This is a genomic window from Methylobacterium sp. A54F, assembly GCF_053346035.1.
In genome coordinates this window covers 1-338 of sequence record NZ_JBKFBF010000073.1, presented here as the reverse complement: position 1 = coordinate 338, position 338 = coordinate 1, and the positions used below count along the sequence as shown (strand labels likewise).

Annotated in this window: 1 pseudogene; it reads right to left on the bottom strand. The window is 76.0% G+C overall.

What is annotated here, in order from left to right:
• Positions 1 to 251, bottom strand: a pseudogene (locus ACLBXP_RS25385) (quinoprotein dehydrogenase-associated SoxYZ-like carrier); the annotation flags it as partial.
• Positions 252 to 338 lie beyond the last annotated feature (87 nt).

The following is a 338-nucleotide window of genomic DNA, read 5'->3' as shown; positions in this document are numbered from 1 at the left end:
AGGAGTTCCTCGACCGAGCCGAGCGCCCGGGCATCGACCGTGACGGGCACCTGCGTCTGGTCCTCGGTGACCGGGGGCAGCGCGACGGTGGCGCGGTCGTCGAAGATCGCTGGCAGGCCGCCGAGATAGCGCTCGGCCATGCTTGCCCACAGGGGCGAGCCGAGGGGATCGCGCGTAGTGCTGGCGTTCGGCTGCGGCTGGCGGGCGGTGGTGCGGATGAGGCGCGGTGCGGCGGGGTTCGGCGCTGGCATGGCTCGGCCCCAGGGCGTGGCGGCAAGGGGCGGGACCGGGGGCGGCTCGGCCGGTACGAGCGGGCGGTCGGCCTCGCTCCACCCGTC